Below are 21,223 nucleotides of genomic sequence, written 5' to 3' on the forward strand. Positions count from 1 at the left end.
AACGATCAGACGCCCATGGCGGCCCTCGGGTTCCTGCCATCGCTCCATTCCGTAGCGAAGCGTTGCAAGGCTGCATCATCCGCCGGGATGTCGATGATGAGCGTGATCAGCTGGTCGCCGCGATTGCCGTCCTTCTTGTGGAAGCCCTTGCCCTTCAGGCGCAGCGTCTTGCCCGACGTGGTGCCCTTGGGCACGGTCAGCATCACCGGGCGCTCGACGGTGGGGGCCTTCACCTGGCCGCCCAGCACCGCCTCGGTCAGGCTGATCGGCAGGTCGAGGCGGACATCGTCGCCGTCGCGAGTGAAGAAGGCGTGCGGCACGACCTCGATCATGATGATCGCGTCGCCCGGCCCGCCGGGGCCCTGTTCGCCCTTGCCGCTCAGGCGCATCTGGGTGCCGGTGTCGACGCCGGCTGGCAGTTTCAGGTCGATGGTCTTGCCATCGGCCAGCGTGATCCGCTGCGGGCTGAGCGCGGCGGCATCGACGAAGGGGACGCGCAGCGCATAGGTGGTGTTGGCGCCCTTGGCCGCCGAGCGGCCCCGGCCGAACGCGCTTGAAAAGCCGCCGCGCCCCGCGCCGCTGAACATGCCTTCGAAGATGTCCGACATGTCGGCGCCTTCGCCGCCAAAGTCGAATTGCTGGCGAAAGCCCCCGGCACCCCCCGGGCGGGCCCCCGCGCCGCCGCCATAGCCGCCCCCGAAACCGCCGGGGCCGCCGCCATAACCGAAGGGCGAGGCCGGGTTGCCGTCGCCGTCGATCTCGCCCCGGTCGAACCGGGCGCGCTTATCCTTGTCGTTCAGCAGGTCATAGGCATTGGTGACCTGGCTGAACTTTTCCGCCGCCTTGGGATTGTCCTTGTTGCGGTCGGGATGCAGTTCCTTCGCCAGCTTGCGATAGGCTTTCTTGATATCGGCTTCGCTGGCCGTGCGGCTTACGCCCAGCGTCTGATATGGATCGGCCACTCTGTTCCCCGTCGGCAGTGTATTACCGATCTATGTGGGGAAGTCCGCGCCGGAGCGCAATCCGTCTCCCATGCGTTGCAGCATGAACAAAGGAGACGGATCATGACCCAGCCGATGCAGGCCGTCGAAAAGGATGGCAAGAAGGGCGCGCCCGACGGCGTCTCGGACGCCCCCGGCAAACATGGCGGCGAGAGCCAGGGCGGCGGCTATGAAGGCGTGCCCGAGCGCGAAGGCGACTTCCACGGCGGCCAGAGCGGCACGGCGTATCACGGAAAGGGCGGTCATCCCGACCCGGACAAGGACAATCCCAATGCGGTGACGGAGGAGGGGTAGGTCCTCAATTCGCGCCAAGCTGAGCGAAGTCGAAGGCCAAAGGAGGCCCCAGCGGGGAAGACCGGGGCGTGCACTTCGACTTCGCTCAGTGCGAACGGAGGTTGGGGAACGGATGGCGCCGTTCCGCCCCCCATCCCAAAATTTCGTTCAGCCTGAGCGCAGACGAAGGCCATGGGACGAGGCTTTTCGCTTAGGCGCAACCCTTCAGCATGACGTCGCTATTGTCCCGAGGCTGACAAATCCCGGCCACGAGCCGCTCGATCCGGCGGACCCGTTCATCCAGCCGCCCGTCCGGGCCGAACAGCCGAAAATCGGACGGCGTGATCAGTACCGCCACCAGCCTGAGCCATTGCGCCTCGGTCAGCGCGGCGGGTGCTTTGCCGTAAACCTGCGTGCTGGTTGGAAACACGCCCTGCATCCATCCATTCGGCCCGCGACCGAACGGCGCCTCGTCCAGGAACAGCGCCAGGATCTGCCGCTTGGACAGACGCGCTTCCAGCCCCATGGCATAGGTCGTCTGCCGAATCTTGCGGACGCCCGGTTTGAACGCCTCGAAAGCGAGATGCTTGGACAAGGCCTGGGTGATCGTCGTCACGCCAGCGCCCGGCGTTTCGTTGTCGACGCCGTGATGATGCCAGAAATTGGGATGTTCCACCCGGATCAATTGTCGCAATTCGGCGGGCGTCAGGGCATCGGGCCCGCGTCCTTGCGCGATCAGGCGGTCGGCGCGGAGCTTCAGGTCGGGCGCATCGCGCAGCGCATCGCCATAACTGATCGCCGCATAGGCCAGCAGGGCCAGAACGGCTGCAAGAATTGCGATCAGCAGGATGCGTAGGGCGGATGTCACGCTGCGGGACACGGGTTTCAAGGCCATCGCAGCGCTCCCCCCAAAGGCCGTGGCTAACAGTCGGACAGCGCGGGCTCGGGCCTGTCGGCTTCCTCGATCGGCGCGACGTCGACGCTGACTTCCATCTGTTGTGCGCCCGAGCCCAGCACGACGCCGTCGACGGGAGCGATCTCGGCATAGTCGCGGCCGACGGCGACGATGATATGGTCGCCCGCCATCCAGATGCCGTTGGTGGGATCGACGCCGACCCAGCCATGCTCCGGCCCGCCCCAGATCAGGACCCAGGCATGTGTCGCGTCGGCGCCGACCAGTCGCGGTTGGCCCGGCGGCGGCAGGGTGCGGATATAACCCGAGGCATAGGCCGCCGGAATGCCCGCCGCACGCAGGCCGGTGATCATGATCTGCGCGAAATCCTGGCATACCCCGCGCCGCTGTCGAAAGGCTTCGGCGGGGGGCGTATCGACCAGGGTGGCGGTGGGGTCGAAGGCGAATTCCCGCTGGATACGGTTCGCCAGCGCGAATCCGGCCTCCAGCGCGCCGCGATCCGGCGACAGGTCGGGCGCGCACCACTCGGCGATGGCGGGGTCGAGTGGGATCAGCGGCGAGGGGAAGATGTAATTGGCCGGGCCCGATGCCGACAGGTCGCGGCTCTGGCGGGCGAGCGCGGCCACCTCCGCCAGTGTCGGATCGCCTGGTGAGGGCATCGGGACCAGTCGGTCCACCCGCATCCGGGCGCGGCTCTCGATGGTCAGACTGCGCACCGGCCGGTCGACGACCAGCCGGGTGACGTGCGCCAGCCCCGCCTCCGCCCGCGCCGCGCGGGTGCGGCCGACCGGCTCGACGATCAGGTCGTAGCTCTCCAGCGTCTGGCCGGGCCAGTCGATGGGTTTGAGGCGCAGATTGCAGCGCGCATATTTCACCTGCACGCCATAATCGAAGCGGGTGATGTGGCGGATGTCGTAGATCATGCGAGCGTAAGCCCTCCCGCTCGCAGAGGCTCCGCCCCTTGCAGGAAATAGCGGCGTGCGATCGCTTCGGAGAGCAGGCCCAGCCGCCGTTCGACATCGCCCAGCGTATCGGCATCGAGCGTGCGGGCATCCGCCGTCTCGATCGCGGCACGGATCGCGATGGCCTGGGCCTGTTGCGGCTCGGCCATATCGTCGTCGGACAGGACGGGCAGGCGCGACAGGCAATCGGCGATGCGTGCGGTCTGATAGGCGAGCGCGCGCGGATTGTTGGGATCGAGCGCGACCAGATCGACCACCGCGACGCGGGCGAGGCCGGTCGGATAACGCTGGCGATAGCTGATCTGGCTGTTGGCGAGGTCGAGCAGCGTGGACAGGTCGTCCGCCGAGGCCCCCGCCATGCCGAACAGCCGGGTCGCGCGCGCCACCGCGATCGCGCGCTCTACCCGCCGGCCGAGATCGTGGAAGCGCCAGGCGGTGGTGCGCACCATATGTTCGGCGGACAGTCCGGCGATCGCGGCATAGCGGCGTTGCAGCGAGCCGGCCCGGTCGAGCATCCCGGCATGGCTGGGGAAGGGGGCTTCCAGCAACCGCACCATGTCGGCCGACAGGCGGTCGCGCGAGCCTTCGCTGATGCCGCGCGCCAGACGGTTGATGCGGGCGACCGAGTGCCAGCCCTCATCCTCCATCGCGGTGCGGGCGAACTGGGTCAGGGCGGCGCGGTGCAGGCTGTCGGGATGGGGCGCCGCCCCGCCGCCGGTGATGAGCCCCACCAGCCGCCCGACGGTGCGCGGGTCGAGCGCCGCGCCGCCGTCCACGTCGATCGAATTGCCCAGCATCACCCGGATCGCGGCCAGCAGCGCCTCGCCCCGCTCCAGATAGCGGCCCAGCCAGTAGAAATTGTCCGCGACCCGGCTGGGCAGCGTGCCCGGATTGCGCCGGACATGCAGCGAATCGGGCGCGGCGAGCAGCGACATCGGTGCGACCGGCTCGGGGCCGTGAATGCAGACATCGGCGGACCACAGCCCCTCGCCGATCATCGCGGCGGTCGCTTCGGGATGATCGCCGATCCGGCCGAAGCCGCCGGGCAGGACGGTCCACTTGCCCTCGCCGTCGCGCGCGGCAAAGACGCGCAGGGTGAAGGGGCGCGGCTCCAGCCGGTCGTCGATCACGACGGGCATGGTCGACAGGCGCACCATCTCCTGCCCGACATAATCCTGCGGCCGCCGCGCCATGTCGGCGAGCAGCACCCGGCGTTCGTCGGGCGACAGGCTCGCTCCCGGCCGCGCGCCGTCCGGCAGGCCCAGCGGGCGGGGGCCGAAGGCGGGCGCGATCAGCAACGCGTCCAGATGCTCGGCGACATGCGCCGCCTGGGCCGCGCCGCCGCACCACCAGGTCGCGATATTGGGCAGCTTGAGCGGCTCGCCCGATAGTTGCTCGGCCAGGGCGGGGAGGAAGGCGGAGAAGGCGTGGCTCTCCAGCACGCCCGCGCCCGGCGCATTGGCGATCACCACCTGCCCCTCGACATAGGCGTCGATCAGGCCGGGCACGCCGATCTGCGAATGGCTGTCGAACGCCAGCGGGTCGAGCATCCGGGGATCGAGCCGCCGCCACAGCGCGTCGATCCGCTTCAGCCCGGCGACGGTGCGGACATAGACCTGCCCCTCGATCGCGGCCAGGTCGGCGCCCTCGACCAGCAGCAGCCCCAGATAACGCGCGAGATGCGCCTGTTCGGGATAGCTGGGGTTGAACCGGCCGGGCGTCAGCAGGCCGATGCGCGGATCGGCGCGGCGGCACTGGGCGGCGAGCCCGGCGCGGAAGGCGGCGAAGAAGGGCGCGTGGCGCTGCACGTTCAAACGGTTCTGAAGCCCGCCTAGCGTCCGGCTGACCGCCAGCCGGTTCTCCAGCGCATAGCCCGCGCCCGCCGGATTGCGCAGATGATCGGCCAGCACCCGCCACTCGCCATCCGGCCCGCGCGCCAGGTCGAAGGCGACGAAGCTGAGATGATGGCCGCCCGGCGGCGTCACCCCGACCATGGGGCGCAGGAAATAGGGGCTGCCGGTCGCCAGCGCGGCGGGGACATGCCCCTCGGCCACCAGCCGTCCGGGGCCGTAGAGATCGGCGAGGATCGTCTCCAGCAGCTCGGCACGCTGGGTCACACCGTCCGCGATGCCGGCCCATTCCTCACTGTCGATCAGCAGGGGGACGGGGGAGACGGGCCAGGGCCGCTCGTCGGTCTCGCCGATGATACGAAAGCCTGTGCCGATGTCGGCGGCATGGCGCTGCACCCGTTCGCGCGCATGGGCGAGGTTGCTGGCGACGGCGGCCAGTTCCTCCAGCATCGCGGGCCAGGCCGGGTCGGTCGAGCCCGCCAGCACGTCCGCACCCCCCGCTGCGGCGCGATAGGCGGCGGTCCAGGCCGCGGCTTGCGCGGGACTATCCTCTGACGGGTCCATTGGCGGGCAAAATCGCTGGATCGGCCTCCGGTTGCAACAGGCGATTGGCGGCAGGACGGTCATGGGGGCGGAAATCGGTCGTGCGACGATGGAAGACGCGGAGGATCCAGTGTTTCCGATCGCGACATTGGTTTTCCGCCCCCACAGGCGTATGGGCGGGCACATGGCTGACGATCCCTTTGCCCTGTTCGATGCGTGGTTCGCCGAAGCGCGTGCGAGCGAAATCAACGATTCCAATGCGATGGCGCTGGCGACGGTCGATGCGAGCGGCCAACCCTCGGTCCGCATGGTCCTGCTGAAGGGCCATGACGCGCGCGGCTTCGTATTCTACACGAATCGCGAAAGCCGCAAGGCGCAGGAATTGGGCGAGGGCAGCAAGGCCGCGCTCCTGTTCCACTGGAAATCGCTGCGCCGCCAGATCCGGATCGAAGGCCCGGTGTCGCGTGTCGATGACCCCGAATCGGACGCCTATTTCGCCAGCCGCAGCCGGGATTCGCAGCTGGGCGCCTGGGCCTCGGACCAGTCGCGCCCGCTTCCCGACCGCGCGACGTTCGAGGCGCGGTTCGAGGACATGCGCGCCCGGTTCGAAGGCGGCGAGGTGCCGCGCCCGCCGCATTGGGGCGGCTATCGCGTGACGCCGCAGCGGATCGAATTCTGGCTCGACCGCGAACACCGGCTGCACGAACGCCGCATTTTCACCCGCACGGCCGAAGGTGGCTGGGACGAAGGATTGCTGTTTCCGTGACCCAGGACGAACGCAAGAAAGTCATTCCGCTGGCGACCCGCGCGGCGCTGGCCAGCGTCGCGATGGCGCTGTTCCTGCTGGCGCTGAAGGGCTTTGCCGCGTGGCGGACGGGGTCGGTCGCGATGTTGGGCTCGCTGGCCGACACCGCGCTGGACCTGCTCGCCAGCCTGGTGACGCTGTACGGCGTGCGGCTGGCCGCGACCCCGGCCGACCATGACCATCGCTTCGGCCATGGCAAGGCGGAGGCGCTGGCCGCGCTGTTCCAGGTGGCGCTGATCACCGCGTCGGCGGCCGGGATCGCCTGGCGCGCGGTCATGGCGCTGGGCGCGGACAATCCCACCAGCGATGCCGAATTCGGCATCGGCGTGTCGGTGATCGCGATCCTGGCGACGATGGTCCTGCTCGCCTATCAGCGCAGCGTGATCCGCCGCACCGGTTCGGTCGCGATCCTGGCGGACAATGTCCATTACCAGTCGGACGTGCTGCTCAACGGATCGGTCATCATCGCGATGGTGCTGGACCAGTATTTCGGCTGGCACGGCGCGGACCCGGTCTTCGGCATCGCCATCGCCTTGTGGCTGGCCTGGGGCGCGTTCCAGGCGTCGTCCACCGCGATCGACCAGCTAATGGACAAGGAATGGCCCGACGACCAGCGTGCCGCTTTCCTCGACGTCGCCGCGCGCCAGCCGGGGCTGAAGGGTATTCACGACTTCCGCACCCGTCGTTCGGGCAGCCACGACTTCGCGCAGTTCCATATGGAGGTCGAGCGCGAGCTGACCGTCGCCGCCGCGCATGACATCGTCGAGGGCGTCGAGCGCGCGCTGCGCCGCGCCTTCCCCAAGGTCGAGGTGCTGATCCATCTCGATCCCGAAGGCCATGTCGACACCGACAATCCGCTCGTCGAGGCGGACGTGACCCCGCACTGGTTCGGCAAGCGCGTCGGATATTGATGCGTATTCCCTTCACCCAGGTGGATGCCTTTGCCGACGCCGCGTTCGGGGGGAATCCGGCGGCGGTGATGATGTTGTCGGCCTGGCCCGACGACGCCCTGCTGTTGAAGATCGCGCAGGAGAACAACCTGTCGGAGACCGCTTTCCTGGTAGCGAGCGATGGGGCTGAGGCGGATTTCGAACTGCGCTGGTTCACGCCGGGCGACGAGGTGGAGATGTGCGGCCATGCCACGCTGGCGAGCGGGCATGTCGTGCTGTCGTCGGATAGCACGCGCGAGCGGGTGCGGTTCGCGACACGCCATGCCGGGGTGCTGGAAGTGGCGCGCGACGGGCTGGGGTACAGCCTGTCCCTGCCCGAACGCACGCCGTTCCCGGAGGCGCTGCCGGGTGTGATCGAGGCGCTGGGTGTGGGCGGCGTGGTCGAGACGTTGCGCCATCCGGCGGGCTATGCGGTGGTGGTGGTGGACGATCCCGCGACGGTGCGGACCTGCACGCCCGATTTTGCGGCGCTGGCCCAGGCGGGGCGATATGTCGTCATCCTGACCGCGCGTGGCGGGAAAGGGGAGGCGGATGTGGTCAGCCGTGTCTTCGTGCCCGCCTTTGCGATCGACGAGGACCCGGTGACGGGATCGGCCCATGCGGTGTTGACCCCCTATTGGACCGCGAAGCTGGGCGTCGAGGCGTTCGTGGCGGAGCAGGCCAGTGCGCGGGGCGGGCGGTTGACGTGCCGGATGGATGGCGACCGGGTGATCCTGGGCGGCGGGTGCGTGACGGTGATCGAGGGGACGTTCCTGCTGCCGTGAGTGGCGGGGCATGGGCTTCGACTTCGCTCAGCCTGAACGGGTTTTTGAAATTCTGCGGCACCCCGGCGAAGGCCGGGGCCCAGGCTCCGCCAAGTCTGTAGTGCGCCATCCGATGCGGGGGAGGCAAATGCTCGGCGCCTTCGATGGCACATGGAAACTGGACCCCGGCCTTCGCCGGGGAACGGTCGTAAATTCGCCGGATTACCGCTCTGAAACGTGGCTCACTCCGCCGCCAGCAACGTCTCCGCCGCCTGCAAGTCCACCGAGACCAACCGGCTGACCCCGCGTTCGATCATCGTCACGCCGAACAGCCGGTGCATCCGGCTCATCGTCACCGCATTGTGCGTCACGATCAGATAGCGCGTATCCGTCTCGCGCGTCATCCGGTCGAGCAGCCCGCAGAAGCGGTCAATATTGGCATCGTCCAGCGGCGCATCGACCTCGTCCAGCACGCAGATCGGCGCGGGGTTGGTCAGGAACAGCCCGAAGATCAGCGCCACCGCCGTCAGCGCCTGCTCGCCGCCCGACAATAAAGTCAGCGACTGGAGCCTCTTGCCCGGCGGCTGCGCCATGATCTCCAGCCCCGCCTCGAGCGGATCGTCCGAATCGACCAGCGCCAGATGCGCCGAGCCGCCATCGAACAACGTCGCGAACAGCGTCTGGAAATGGCCGTTCACCGCCTCGAACGCCGCCAGCAGTCGCTGCCGCCCCTCGCGGTTGAGCAGCCCGATCGAACCGCGCAACCGCGCCACCGCCTGGACCAGATCCTCGCGCTCGGCGGCACTGGCGGCGCCGCTCGCTTCCAGTTCGGCCAGTTCCTGTTCGGCGACCAGATTGACCGGGCCGATCCGTTCGCGGTCGGCGGACAGCTTGTCATGGGCGGCGGCCTCGGCCTGGGGCGAGCCGACGCCCGCGCTCTCGAAGCCCAGCTTTTCGGGCAGCACCGGCGCGGGGCAGGCGAAACGCTCACCCGACACGCGGCCCAGTTCCACGCGACGTAGCTCGTGATTCTCCACCCGCGCCAGCGCCCCGGCCCGCGCCTCCCGCGCCGCCGACAACAGGGCATTGGTCCCGGCATGGGCGGCCTCCGCGGCGCGCAAGGTCCGTTCGGCCTCCGCCTCTTCGGCTTGCGTCCGTTCGGCCTCCGCCTTGGCGGCCTCATGCGCGGCGGCGAGGGTAGCGATCTCCTCGGCCAGTTGTGCTGGACGGTCGGCGAGCGCGGCGGCATCCTGGTCCAGCGCGGCGGCGCGCGCATCCATTTCGGCGATGCGCCCCGCCGCTTGCCCTGCGCGCTGGTCCCAGCTTTCCGCCTCGGACGTCGCGGCGGCCAGCCGGTCGCGGGTCTGCGCCAGGCTGCGCTCCAGCGTCGTCCGCTCCGACCGGGCGAGCGCCACCGCCGAGCGCGCCAGCTGAGTCTCGGTCTGGAGCCGTGCCGTCTCCGCCGCGCTCGCCGATCCATCGGGCAGGGCTGCCAGCGCCGCCTCGGCCCGGTCGCATTCGGCGCGGGCCTCGTCCATCTCGGCGGCGATCCGCTCGGCGCGGGTGGCAAGGTCGGCACGCTGGGCGGACAGCCGCTCGATCACCGCCTGCGCCCGGTCCTCGGCGCGCTGGGCATCGCGCAAATTGGTGACGGCGGAGGCGTGGAGCGTACGTGCACTGGCGGCGGCGGCGCGGGCGCGGATGATGCGATCCTCGATCACGGCGCGGGCCTCGGTCGCGGCCTGGACCGCCGCCTCGACCGCCGGACGCTCCGCCTCCAGCGCGGCCAGCCGGTTGCGCCGCTCCATCCGCTCGGCCGCCGCCGCACCGCCGCCCTCGCCGATATAGCCGTCCCAGCGCCGCAGCCGCCCCTCGCGCGTGACGAGCCGCTGCCCCACCGCCAGGGGCTGACCCGAATCCACCTCGACCAGGAAAATCTGCGACAGCCGCCGGGTGAGCATCGGCGGCGCGGTGATCCGTTCGCCCAGCCGCAGCGTCCCAACGGGCGGGGCGGGATCATCGGGTAGCAGGTCCGAGCCGTGCCAGTCGACCAGCGGGGTATCCAGTTCGTCGCCCAGCGCCGCCGCCAGCGCGCGCTCGAAGCCGGGCTCGGCCTGTACCTCGTCGAGCAGCCGGTCGCCGCCCTTGCGCTCGGTCGCGCGGGTCAGCGTCGCGGCTTCGGCATCCAGCGCGGCGAGCGCGGCGATGGCGCGGGCGCGGGTCGCCTCGGCCGCATCGCGCTCGGCACTGGCGGTCAGTTCGCTTTCCTCGGCCCAGCCCAGTGCGGCCTGCGCCTTGTCCGCATCGATCCGGGCGGCGGCCTGGGTCGCAACGGCGGCTTCGCGGGCCGCCTCCTGTTCGGCCATGTCGGGCAGCGCCTCGATCGCGGCGGCGACTGCGCGGGCGTCGCGTTCGGCGCGGGCATGGTGGCCTTGCGCATGGGCCAGCGCGGCCTCGGCGATGCGACGCTCGGCGGCCTCCGCGGCTTGGGCCGACAGCGCCTGGGCGAGTGCCACCTCGGCATCGCGGTTCTTCGTCTCCGCCTCGGCCAGCAGCGCGTCGAGCCGGGGCATGGCCTGCATGGCATGGGCGATGCGCGCGTCCAGGTCTTCGCGTTCCTCGGCTAGCCGCTGGATCGCGGCGGCGGCGTCGTGCGCCAGCGAGTCCTCGCGCGCCCGGTCTTCGGCCAGCCGGGTGCGGGCGGTCGCCAGTTCCTCGATCCGGCGTTGCAGGCCATGGCGGCGGTCTCGCGTGCGCGACAGGGCGTGGCCCGCCTCGCTCAAGGCATCGCGCGCGGCCAGGGCTGCGGCACGGGTGCGCGCGGCGAGCCGCGCGGCCTCCTCCTGGGCTTGCGCGGCCTTGCGTTCGGCGGCGGTGGTGTCGGCGACCTGGGCCTCGGCGTCTTCGGCCTCGGCCTTTGCGGTGGCGGCGGCTCCGGCGGCGTCGCGCCAGCGCGCGAAGATCATCCGCGCCTCGGCCAGACGAATCTGGTCGGAGATCAGGCGATAGCGCTCCGCCGCGCGCGCCTGTCGCCGCAGGGTCGCGCGGCGGGCGTCCTGGTCGGCGATCGCCTCGTCCAGCCGGGTCAGGTTCGCCTCGGTCGCACGCAGCTTGGCTTCCGCATCGCGGCGGCGGACATGGAGCCCGGAAATCCCCGCCGCTTCCTCCAGCATCGCGCGGCGCTCGGCGGGCTTGGCGGCGATGACCGCGCCGATCCGGTTCTGGCTGACAAGGGCGGGCGAATGCGCGCCGGTCGCGGCATCGGCGAAGAGGAGGGCGACATCCTTGGCCCGCACGTCGCGCCCGTCGATGCGGTAAGCCGAGCCTGCGCCGCGTTCGATCCGGCGGACGATCTCGGTCTCTTCGCCCTCGCGCTCGGCCAGGATCATGACCTCGGCAAAGTCGCGCGGCGGGCGGGTGGCGGTGCCGGCGAAGATGACGTCTTCCATGCCCGCGCCGCGCATCGACCGCGCGCTGTTCTCGCCCATCGTCCAGCGCAGCGCCTCGAGCAGGTTCGACTTGCCGCAGCCATTGGGCCCGACAACGCCGGTCAGCCCCGGTTCGATGACCAGATCGGCCGGATCGACGAAGCTCTTGAAACCCGAAATGCGAAGCCGCTTGATCTGCACGGACCCGGTCGCCGCTCCCCCGATGCGATGTGGTTAACCGATAGCGGATGGGGGCGGGATGTCGAGGGGGGTGGCGACTCGGCGCCACGTCTAAAAACTGGGGTGGCTTCTGTCGCCGGCCGAAAGGACGCTGAGCGGGCTTCGATCAGTCATATTCCGCTACGCGAGCGGCGAACCTTTTTCGCATGCGGCCAAGGCGTCTCGGGCCAGCCCGTCGAGCCAGTCGTCGCCTGAGGGTTCTGTCCAAGGTTTGAGATAGTCGATGAGTCTGGGGTCCGCGATCAGCGTTGCGGCCTCGAATACGGGCATGGGGACGGAATCGCCGGCTAGCGCGCTTTGCACCAAGGGCAGTGCCAGTTCCCGATCACGATTTGCCAAACCAACCAAGGCCTCTGCTCTTACGACATCGTTCTCGTCCCGCGCCGCAGAGAGCAACGCTTCGCGAATCTCAGGCGTATCGGCATCTTGCAATGCCACAAGCAGCGTTGCCCAATCGCGGTTGGAAACGTCCTGATCCCGCATCATGGCAATTAGCCGCTGCATATTCTCGTCGGCAAAAGTCGAGCCGACTAACGGCAATTCCTCAGCGATAATTGCCTTTAAGAAGGGTGAGGCAGGCTCATATCCGTCCGTCATGCCGCTTAAATATCATGGCTTCGTAAGGGGCGCTAATTATCCGAACCGTCCCAACTCGAACGGCTTCAACTGCCCGGCCATGGCATTCCCACTCAGCATCGCCGCCACCAATTCTCCCGTGATTGGCGCAAGCGTCAGGCCCAGGTGATTGTGCCCGAAGGCGTAGGACAGCCCCGTAGCGCCCGGCACCCGCCCGATCGCAGGCAGATAATCGGGCAGGGTCGGCCGTGCGCCCATCCAGGGTCTGGCGTCCTCGCCGATCGGCAGGCCGAGCGCGGCGATGTGGTGGCGCAGGCGGTTCCACTTGGCGGGGTCGGGCTTGGCTTCGGCGCGGGCGAACTCCACGATGCTGGCGGCGCGCATGCCCCCGGCGAAGCGGGTGACGATCATCGAACGGTCCTCGAATACCACCGGGGGCAGGTCGGCGGGCCAGTCGACCTCCGGGCCGGTCTGAAGGTGATAGCCGCGCTCCGCGATGATCGGGGCCTTCACGCCGAAGGGGCGGAGCAGCGCCGCACTCGCCACGCCTGCGGTCACGACGACCTGATCGGCGGATAGTCGGCGGCCGTCGACCAGGCGAACCTCGCCGTCACCGACCGTTTCGACATGGGCAACGATGCGGGTGCCGCCGTCCGCCACAAAGCGCGCGGTCGCGGTTTCGGCTAGTCGCGTCGGGTCGGCGATCTGGCCGCTGCCCTCGAAGCGGATGCCGCCTGCGATGGGGCTGCGGATACGGGCGCGCCAGTCGCCCAGTTCGGCCTCGGTCAGCGGGCGGAAACGCGCGGTGCCGGTGTCGGCTGCCTGCCAGCTTGCCAGTCCGCGCGCGGCGCTCTTGGGCGTTTCCCACAGCACGACATGGCCATGCGGGCGGAGCAATTCGGGCGCACCGAGCGCGGCGACGTGCCGCTGCCACGCGGGCATGGCCTGGGCGAGCAACCCCGCCAGCGCCTGATGCGCGCGCTCGTAGTTGGCGGGCCGCGCCGCCTTCAGCAAACGCAGCGAGAAGGGCAGCCAGGTCGCGATCTCACGCGGGGGCAGGGCCAGCGCGCCGCCGCGCCAGAACAGCCGCTTGGCAAAGCCGCGCACCATCGCGGGCGAGGCGATCGGCTCGGCCTGTTCGGTCGCGATATGGCCCGCATTGCCCCAGGAGGCGGCACGCGGGGTCTCCTCCCCCTCGATCAACGTCACCGCCCAGCCGGTGCGTTGCAGGGCAAGCGCGGTGGTGGTGCCGATGACGCCGCCGCCGACGACGATTGCGCTGCGACGGTCCGAGGCTGAAGGACTATTTTCCGGCTTGGGCATGACGCCGGTCATATCGTATACGGATTTTACAGCAAGGGAATCCCGATGACGTCACCCACGATCCGCCATACCTTTTTCTGCATCGACGGCCACACCGCGGGCAATCCCGTCCGTCTCGTCGCGGGCGGCGCGCCGCTGTTGCGCGGGTCCAGCATGGCCGAGCGGCGGCTGGATTTCCTGGAGCGGTTCGACTGGATCCGCACCGGCCTGTGCTTCGAGCCGCGCGGGCACGACATGATGTCGGGCGGCTTCCTCTATCCGCCCTGCGAGCCGGACAGCGACGCCGCGATCCTGTTTATCGAGACCAGCGGCTGCCTGCCCATGTGCGGGCATGGCACGATCGGCATGATCACCTTCGGCCTGGAAAACGGCCTCATCACCCCGCGCGAGCCCGGCAAGCTGAAGGTCGAGGTGCCCGCCGGCACCATCCATATCGAATATGAGAAGCAAGGCGCGAAGGTCACCGCCGTCCGCATCCGCAACGTGCCCGCCTATCTGGCCGCCGAGGGCATTCACATCGACGTGCCGGGCTTCGGCCCGCTGACGCTGGATGTCGCTTATGGCGGCAATTACTACGCCATCGTCGAGCCGCAGGGCGCCTATACCGGGCTGGACGATCTGGGCGCGTCGAGGCTGGTCGAACTCAGCCGCATGATCCGCGAACTGGTGCGCGAAAAGTTCGAGCCGGTCCATCCGCTCGAACCCTCGATCCGGGGGGTCAGCCATGTGCTCTGGGCGGACAAGCCGTCGGCCGAGGACGCCGATGGGCGCAACGCGGTCTTTTATGGTGAGCGGGCGATCGACCGGTCTCCGTGCGGCACCGGCACCTCGGCGCGGCTGGCGCATCTGGCGGCCAAGGGGCGGTTGAGCGTCGGCGACCGCTTCGTTCATGAAAGCTATATCCGCAGCCGCTTTATCGGCCGGGTCGAGGAAGCGACGGAGCTGGGCGGACAGGCGGCGATCGTGCCGTCGATCCAGGGCTCGGCGATCGCGACCGGCTACAACACGATCTGGATCGACCGAGAGGACCCGTTCTGGGCCGGGTTCACCGTGGTGTGACCTTCGATCCAGCCCTGCGGAGGCCGGGGTCCAGTTGCGGCACCCTCTGAAGGGCACCGCGTCGCGTGCCACAGGCGTGGTGGCAACTGGACCCCGGCCTTCGCCGGGGAGGTTGCCGGTAGGTTCAACCCAGATCGTCGATCGCAGGCTGCGGCTCGGTGAACCAGGCCGCGCCCGTCTCGGTCACATAGAAGTGATCCTCGAGCCGTACGCCGAAGCGGTCGGGTACCACGATCATCGGCTCGTTGGAAAAGCACATGCCCGGCGTCAGCGGCGTTTTGTCGCCGCGCACCAGATAGGCGGGCTCGTGGATCGACAGGCCGATGCCATGGCCGGTCCGGTGCGGCAGCCCCGGCAGGCGATAGTCGGGGCCCAGCCCTGCGCGCTCCAGCACGGCGCGGGCGGCGTAATCGACCGCTTCGCACGGTTCGCCCGGCCGGACGGCGGCGAAGGCGGCGGCTTGGGCTTCCTTCTCGATGTCCCAGATGCGGCGGACCTCGTCACCGACCTCGCCGAACGCATAGGTCCGGGTGATGTCGCTGTGATAGCCGTCGATCAGCGTGCCGGTATCGACCAGCACCACGTCGCCGTCGCGCAGTACATCGTCCTGCGGCAGGCCATGGGGGAAGGCCGTCGACCTGCCGAACTGCACCGCGCAGAAATAATTGCCGATGGATGCGCCCAGTGCCCGGTGCGCCTGGTCGATGAAGCGGATCACCTCGGACGCGCGAATGCCTTCGTGCAGGATGCGGGCGGCGCGGCGATGGACCTCCAGCGTCATGTCCATCGCCTGTTGCATCAGCGCGATCTCGGCGGGCGACTTGATCGAACGACAGCCATCGACCACGGGCGCACCGCTGACCAACGTCACGCCCGGCGCGGCCTGGCGGATGCGGTCGACGAACAGGAACGCCAGCGCCGGGTCGATGGCGAGCGTCTTCGCCGCGCCCAGGGCATCCGCGACCAGCGCGGAGGGGCTTTCATCCTCTTCCCACAGGCGGATGTCGGTGGCGGGGATGGACAGGCTGGCCTCGAACGATCCCAGCTCGAAGGCCGGGCAGATAAAGATCGGATCGCCGCTGACCGGCAGCAGCATCGCGACCAGCCGCTCGGTCGCGCCCCAGGCGACGCCGGTGAAATAGCGCAGGCTCGCGCCCGCGCCGATCAGGATCGCGTCGGCCCCCATCTGGCCCATCAATTCGCGCGCGCGGTCCATGCGGCGGGCGCGTTCCTCGGCGGTGATGACGGGGGCGGGGTTCGCCCAGAGCGACAGGCTCGCCAGTTCGCGCTCCGCCGTCGATCCGCCGATCATCCCTGCCATCTCACTTGCTCCATTTCGTATACGGTCGGAGCCTCTAGCGCGGTTGGCCGCCTCACGCCACCCGGCGCAGGCGATAGCCGTCGGGCCCTTGCGCCACGTAACCCAGCCGCACCGCGCCTGTTAGCGCGGCGACGACCGCGCGCTCGACCTGGCGGCCTTGCGCGAAATGCTGGGCGATAGCGGTTGCCGTCAATGCGCGATCGGTGGCCAGCAGCGCGAAGATGCTGGCGATCCGTCCGCCCAGATCGCGGGGGAATTGGGGCTTGGCGCCGGCGGGCTCGGCCAGCGGCAGCGCGCGTTCGGTCGGGGCGAGCGGCGTCGCGCCCGCGCGGCGGCTCTGGAAATCGGGGCGGAGCCACTGGACCCGGCCGCCGCGTTCCTCGGCCCGGCGCTGGGCGTTGAGCACGACCAGCCGCTCGACCATCGCCGGCGCGGCGAGCCCCGCGGGCCAACCATAGGCGGCGATGACGGCGGCATCGATCTGGTCATGCAACCGCGCGATCAGGTCGACCGATCCGGCCCGGCGCAAGTCTTCCTCTTCGTCGGACAAGGCTGTGCCGGTCATGAGCTTGGCGCGCAGATTGTAGAGGCCGGTGAGGGTCAGGTCGGGCACCTCGGCCAGGATGCGCTTGCGGGTGGCGTCGAGTTCCTCCGCCAGGTCGGCGATGGCCGCCCGTATTGTTTCATCCATCTCCGGGAATGGGAAGGGATCGAAACTCGTCGTCTTCACGTAAACGGCGGGCTGGTCATAAACGCCGAGCATCCCGGCATTGGCCAGATACCAAGCCTCGTGCACCGAGGAATGGAGAACGCCCAGTATCCAGGCGTCGGATGCGGCGATGCAGATCAGCTTGTTATCGGGCAGCGTAGCGGCATCCAGGAACTGGAACAGCCGATGCTTGGCCGTCTCCACCGTCGCAATGTAGCGTGACAGGCCCTCCAGCGCCGGGCGCAATTCGCGGCGTGGTTCGCCGAACAGCCACCATTGGTTGCGGTAGGTGGCGCGGGCGTTGCCGTCCCGCTCGGGCTTCACGCTGCGCAGCAAATGGCCATAGACTTCGGGAAAGCGCTGCCGCACCTCGGCTTCGGACAGGCCCAGCAGGTCGATGACCATCGCCCCACGCGTCCGGGCGGTCAGATCGCGGCCATGGCAATAGGGGCGGATATGCATCTCCAGCCCTTCGCGACGCCCCAGCCCGAGCAATTCTGCCTCCGCCGGTGACACGATGAAACCCGCGCCGTGCAGCGACACGCCGCGCGAACAGAGCCACGCATTGGCCAGCAGGTGCTGGGCGCTTCCGACATTCGCCCCCACCGACAGATCGGCATTGATCCGCCCGACCGTCTCGATGAACCGGATCGCAGGCGTGTCGCTATCCAGCCCGTTCTCCCCCGCGATCCGCAGACGGCGCCCCTCGACCTTGCCGCGCCCGACTACGGTCATCGCGATCCGCACCATCGCGGCGTCGGGTGTCGCCTTGGTCCAGGGATGATCGGGGATCGCCAGCAGGATGGACAGCGGCACAGGGCTCTCGATCGCGCGTGCGATGACGCGGCGGCCAAAGGTCTGGGTGATCGAATTGGTCGTCACGAAACCGAACCGGATCAACGGCGAGCCTTTGACCGCCAAAGCCTGCGCCGCCCGGTCCCACCAATAGAGGACATAGTCGGCGGCGCGCGGCATCTTGGGGTAGGCGCGCCACAGTGCCTCGGCCATGCCCTCGGGAAGCCGTCCGCGCAGGTCCTTGCCGCCGATAAAGGGCGGGTTGCCGACGATGAACTCCACCTCGGGCCAGGATGCCTTCGTGCCCGAGGGGGTGAGCAGCGCGTCCTGCGTCACGATCGACTGGACATCCTCCAGCACCGGGTCGGACACCTGCCCGCCATTGCGCAGCTGCCACCGGATATAGCCCAGCCACAGCACCAGCTGCGCGATGGCGGCGGCGCGGGCATTGACCTCGATCCCGTGGAAATTGCGCGGATGCACCGTCTCGGTATCGAAGTGCAGGATCTCCTCGCCAGACAGCTCGGCCAGTACCTCCAGTACCTCACCCTCCAGCCGCTTCATCAGCTCCAGCGTGACATAGAGGAAATTGCCGGTGCCGCAGGCGGGGTCGAGCACGCGCGTCGTGGCCAGCCGGTGGTGGAAGTCGCGCACCCGCTGCACGGCGGCGCGGGGATTGCCGGGGCGCTCGGCCTCGACCGCGCTCAGTACCTGCGCCCAGGCGTCGCGCAGCGGCTCCATGACGGTCGCCGTCACCAGTCGCTCGACATAGGCACGCGGCGTGTAATGCGCGCCCAGCCGCCGCCGCTGATCGGGGTCGAGCGCCTGTTCGAGCAGCGTGCCGAAAATCGCGGGCTCGACATCGCGCCAGTCGCGCCGAGCAGCGGCGAGCAGCTCGCCGATTTCCTCGCGATTGAGCGGCAGGGCGTCGGCGGTATGGAACAGCCCGCCATTGAACCGCCGCACCGCACAGCGCAGCACGTTTGCCTCGCCACCCCGATCCATCGAATGCCACAGATCCTCGATCCACGGCACAAAGGCATCGGGCCGCTCGCGCGCATCCGACAACAGCGTGACGAACCCCCCGGCGGGCAGCAGCCCGCTATGCTCGGCGAACATGGTGAACAGGCAGCGCATCAGGAACAGCGCGACGCCCTCCGCATCATGGCCGCGCTCCTCCAGCAATTTGGAGATGCTAGCGAGGCGCGCCGCCACGTCGCGGGTGACGGCGGCGGCATGGCGGGTGGGATCGAGCGAGAGCGGTGCTTCCCAGATTGCTGCGAGGCGCTGGCGTACTTCTTCACGGCGCAGATCGTCCAGCGTGATGCGGAACCGGGCGCGGTCGGGGAATTGCTTGTAATGTTTCCCCTGGCCGGAAAAGTCGGCGAACAGCTCGATCACCCGGCCGACATCGACCACGATCAGGAAGGGCGGCCAGCCATGCTCTACCGGCAGGGCGCGGGCATATTGCTCGGCCTGTTCGCGCGCGCGGCGCATCAGGATATCCCATTGCCGCGACCGGGGTGCGGCGCCGGGCTCGTCGGGAAGCAGGCCGGGTAGCATCGGCCCTGCGGCGGCCAGCGATTTCGCGCCGAGCCCTTCGCGGCTCTGCTTGGCCTCCAGTACGAAACAGCCGCGCTTGTAGAGGTCGATCCGCCCGCGCCGGTCCTCCTCTTCGCCCGGTAGAACGACCGCGCGCTCGAAGACATAGTCGTTGCGGTTGCTGGTTGCGTGGGCGGGATCGGGCGGGGCGACGCCGATGATCGCGCACAGCTCGGTCAGGAACAGCGCATAATTGGCGCGCTCGGCCCCGCCTTCGCATGCCTGCCAGCGTCCGATGAACGCCTCGATCGCCGCCGGGCTCGCCATAAGTTGAAATCCTCCCGATGGGGATCATCGGGAGGATTTCGATTGGTCAAAGCGAAGTTGCGGTCGTTTCTGCTCAGTCTCCCCATCTCCGTTCCGCCTGAGCGAAGTCGAAGGCCAAGGGAATCCGGAAACCGCCGGGCGTGCGCTTCGACTTCGCTCAGCGTGAACGGCTGTGGGGAATTAGTCCGATGCGGAGAGGGAAGTTATCCCCCATACATCGCCATCGCATCCCGCCGGAACGCAGCACCACTATCCGTCCGGCTATAGAACATATGCCCGCCCGGATAGACGTTCAGCTTCACCCGCTGCGCCACGCCGTAGCTCGGCATCTGGTCAACGATCAGTCGCGAGGCGAAGAACGGGCAGGACAGGTCGTCCCAGCCATGCACGATCATCACCTTCATCTTCGGGTCGTTGGCGATCGCCTTGCGCAGGTCGGTGACGGGGGTGTCGTCGGGCTTGCCGCGATCCCAGGCGCTGTTCACCTCATAGGACAGCGCGTGATAGCGGGCGTCGGTCTTCCAGCCCACTTCGCGCGTCACGAAATCGACCATCGCGCTGGTCGTCGGCGCGATCAGCGAGTCGAGCAGCGGGTCGTTGGAGCGCTGCTGCGACGACCAGGGGAAGGGGTCGAAGGCGGTGACGTTGGAGTCGTAGATGCTGCCGATCGTCGAATCATTGCGGTGGATCTCGCGCAGATAGGTCCGCGTATCGACCCGTCCGCCTAGCTTGCGGACCAAGGCGGGGTCGAGCCCGGTCAGCTCGGACACCCGCGTCACCAGACGGTCGACCGCCTGCGTATCCGACCGTCCGCGCATCAGATCGCGTAAGTAATCGCCGCGCGCATAGGCCTCGACGCTCGCCATCGACTCGGCGTTGAGCTTGCCCTGCCGCTCCAGCTGCGCGGCGGCCATCGAGGGCAGGTCGATCATCCATGGCAGGGGCGACAGCGCGGTCGCGTCATCGCCCGAGGCCGGGTCGAGATAGGGCGACACCATCACCAGCCCGTTCACCCCGACGCCGATCTGCGACTGAAGCTCATAGGCGATGCGCGGCGCGCGGTAGCCGCCATAGCTTTCACCCATGATATATTTCGGCGAGCGCAGCCGCCCTTCCTTGACCAGCCAGTCATAGACGACCTTGGACAGGTACTTGATGTCGGGATCGTTGGCGTAGAAGGCCTTCTTCGTCTCCGCCTCGTCCACCAGGCTGCGGCTGAAGCCGGTGCCGATCGGGTCGATGAAGACCAGGTCGGTGAAGTCCAGCCAGCTGTTCGGATTGTCGGTCGTGACCGGCGCGTCGGAGGGGGCATCGCCTTGCGCGCCGAACGGCACCCGCTTGGGTCCCACCGCGCCCATGTTCAGATAAACCGAGGACGCACCCGGCCCGCCATTGAACGCGAAGGTCACCGGCCGCCGCACATCGCCGCCGGGCACGGTATAGGCGGTATAGACGACCTGCCCGATCTCCTTGCCCTTGTCGTCGCGCACCGCGATCTTGCCGATCGTCGCCTTGTAGGTGACCACCCGGCCGCCGATCCGCGCGCTCTGCGTGATCGTCTTGTCGGCGGGCAGCGGCGGCAGCTTGCTCTCGTCGTCCTTCTTCTCGGTGGTCGTCGTCTTCGTTTCGGTCTTTTCCGCCTTTTGCGCGAGCGCCGGGGTCGTACCGGCGGCAAGCAGCAACAGCGCGGACAGGTGCAGGGTCTTCGACAAGATGGAAGGTCTCCACGAACAGGATGTGATACTATATCACATGGAGCCGCCGAGAAGTGCAATCCCCGTGCTCCGGCGGGGATCATGGGCGATTGCCGCACGTTACCGCAAGTCTCGGCTCTCGAAAGTGAGGGCCGCGCTTCCTATCTCG

General features: G+C 68.7%; 15 protein-coding genes. 5 read left to right on the plus strand and 10 right to left on the minus strand.

Going from position 1 to position 21,223, the window contains the following annotated elements:
* Positions 1-5 precede the first annotated feature (5 nt).
* Positions 6-962 (minus strand): J domain-containing protein, encoded by a 957-nt coding sequence (locus QZ546_RS09465; RefSeq protein ID WP_294236481.1) that lies wholly within the window; start codon positions 960-962, stop codon positions 6-8.
* A gap of 102 nt (positions 963-1,064) precedes the next feature.
* On the opposite strand from QZ546_RS09465, the gene QZ546_RS09470 reads away from it, so the two are divergent.
* Entirely contained in the window at positions 1,065-1,295 is a 231-nt protein-coding gene (locus QZ546_RS09470) for a hypothetical protein (RefSeq protein WP_294236482.1), read from the plus strand.
* 190 nt (positions 1,296-1,485) lie between these two features.
* On the opposite strand, the gene QZ546_RS09475 is transcribed toward QZ546_RS09470, so the two are convergent.
* The 3 genes from QZ546_RS09475 to QZ546_RS09485 are packed head-to-tail and all read right to left on the minus strand — an operon-like array spanning position 1,486 to position 5,563.
* Positions 1,486-2,169: a transglycosylase domain-containing protein gene (locus QZ546_RS09475; protein ID WP_294236484.1), complete on the minus strand. Its 684-nt coding sequence runs from the start codon at positions 2,167-2,169 to the stop codon at positions 1,486-1,488.
* 26 nt (positions 2,170-2,195) lie between these two features.
* Entirely contained in the window at positions 2,196-3,110 is a 915-nt protein-coding gene (locus QZ546_RS09480) for a transglutaminase family protein (RefSeq protein WP_294236485.1), read from the minus strand.
* Positions 3,107-5,563: a circularly permuted type 2 ATP-grasp protein gene (locus QZ546_RS09485; protein ID WP_294236487.1), complete on the minus strand. Its 2,457-nt coding sequence runs from the start codon at positions 5,561-5,563 to the stop codon at positions 3,107-3,109. Before QZ546_RS09485 ends, QZ546_RS09480 begins: the two co-directional genes overlap by 4 nt.
* Before the next feature lie 163 nt (positions 5,564-5,726).
* Between QZ546_RS09485 and pdxH the strand changes: the two genes are divergently transcribed.
* From pdxH to QZ546_RS09500, 3 genes are read left to right on the plus strand one after another with little or no spacing between them, the layout of a single operon-like run.
* Positions 5,727-6,308: a pyridoxamine 5'-phosphate oxidase gene (gene pdxH / locus QZ546_RS09490; RefSeq protein ID WP_294236488.1), complete on the plus strand. Its 582-nt coding sequence runs from the start codon at positions 5,727-5,729 to the stop codon at positions 6,306-6,308.
* Entirely contained in the window at positions 6,305-7,258 is a 954-nt protein-coding gene (locus QZ546_RS09495; RefSeq protein WP_294236489.1) for a cation diffusion facilitator family transporter, read from the plus strand. Before pdxH ends, QZ546_RS09495 begins: the two co-directional genes overlap by 4 nt.
* Positions 7,258-8,061, plus strand: a complete 804-nt coding sequence (locus QZ546_RS09500) for a PhzF family phenazine biosynthesis protein (RefSeq protein ID WP_294236490.1) — start codon at positions 7,258-7,260, stop codon at positions 8,059-8,061. Before QZ546_RS09495 ends, QZ546_RS09500 begins: the two co-directional genes overlap by 1 nt.
* Before the next feature lie 221 nt (positions 8,062-8,282).
* On the opposite strand, the gene QZ546_RS09505 is transcribed toward QZ546_RS09500, so the two are convergent.
* The 3 genes from QZ546_RS09505 to QZ546_RS09515 form a co-directional block, all read right to left on the minus strand.
* Complete coding sequence (locus QZ546_RS09505; RefSeq protein ID WP_294236491.1) at positions 8,283-11,669, minus strand: AAA family ATPase; 3,387 nt, start codon at positions 11,667-11,669, stop codon at positions 8,283-8,285.
* Between the two features lie 159 nt (positions 11,670-11,828).
* A complete protein-coding gene (locus QZ546_RS09510) occupies positions 11,829-12,305 on the minus strand; it encodes a lyase (protein ID WP_294236493.1) in 477 nt (158 codons plus the stop codon).
* A 36-nt stretch (positions 12,306-12,341) separates the two neighbouring features.
* Positions 12,342-13,607 carry an FAD-binding oxidoreductase gene (locus QZ546_RS09515; protein ID WP_294236495.1) on the minus strand — a complete coding sequence of 422 codons (1,266 nt, stop codon included), beginning with the start codon at positions 13,605-13,607 and terminating at the stop codon, positions 12,342-12,344.
* Positions 13,608-13,652: 45 nt separating this feature from the next.
* Between QZ546_RS09515 and QZ546_RS09520 the strand changes: the two genes are divergently transcribed.
* Positions 13,653-14,666, plus strand: coding sequence for a 4-hydroxyproline epimerase (locus QZ546_RS09520; protein WP_294236496.1), 1,014 nt, complete (start codon positions 13,653-13,655; stop codon positions 14,664-14,666).
* A 124-nt stretch (positions 14,667-14,790) separates the two neighbouring features.
* Here QZ546_RS09520 and QZ546_RS09525 read toward each other — a convergent pair whose 3' ends face one another.
* The 3 genes from QZ546_RS09525 to QZ546_RS09535 form a co-directional block, all read right to left on the minus strand.
* The gene (locus QZ546_RS09525) at positions 14,791-15,987 is read right to left on the minus strand and encodes a Xaa-Pro peptidase family protein (protein ID WP_294236498.1); all 1,197 of its coding nucleotides are present in this window, start codon (positions 15,985-15,987) and stop codon (positions 14,791-14,793) included.
* A gap of 52 nt (positions 15,988-16,039) precedes the next feature.
* The gene (locus QZ546_RS09530) at positions 16,040-19,360 is read right to left on the minus strand and encodes a DNA methyltransferase (RefSeq protein WP_294236500.1); all 3,321 of its coding nucleotides are present in this window, start codon (positions 19,358-19,360) and stop codon (positions 16,040-16,042) included.
* Positions 19,361-19,563: 203 nt separating this feature from the next.
* On the minus strand, positions 19,564-21,072 hold the full coding sequence (locus QZ546_RS09535) for a peptidase S10 (RefSeq protein ID WP_294236502.1): 1,509 nt from the start codon (positions 21,070-21,072) through the stop codon (positions 19,564-19,566).
* Between the last annotated feature and the right edge of the window lie 151 nt (positions 21,073-21,223).

The sequence above is a fragment of the uncultured Sphingomonas sp. genome (genome assembly GCF_913062585.1).
Lineage (GTDB): Bacteria > Pseudomonadota > Alphaproteobacteria > Sphingomonadales > Sphingomonadaceae > Sphingomonas.